Origin of the sequence: Streptomyces sp. SID14478, from assembly GCF_010548525.1 — a bacterium.
GTDB lineage: Bacteria > Actinomycetota > Actinomycetes > Streptomycetales > Streptomycetaceae > Streptomyces.
The window spans coordinates 1-239 of the sequence record NZ_JAAGMG010000468.1; the positions used below are offsets into that span (position 1 = coordinate 1).

Annotated in this window: 1 pseudogene; it reads right to left on the bottom strand. The window is 77.0% G+C overall.

Annotated features, from left to right (window positions below):
* A pseudogene (locus G3I40_RS15390) lies at positions 1–239 on the bottom strand (ketosynthase chain-length factor); the annotation flags it as partial.

Sequence of the window (239 nt, forward strand, 5' to 3'; positions counted from 1 at the left end):
CGAACCCAGGCGTCCGGTCAGCGACTTGGGCGCGCAGACCGGGACCGCGTACGGACCGAACAGTTCGGCGAGCGCCGCTGCCTCGGCTCGGTCGGCGTCCCGATCCCCCGCCGCGTCGGCGAATACCACGTCCACGTCGGCGGGTTCGATGCGGGCGTCGGCGAGAGCGAGCCGGGCCGCCGCGAGCAGCCGGGGGGCGCCGGTGCCGGGCGCCGGGTCGAACGTGGCGGCGCAGCCTT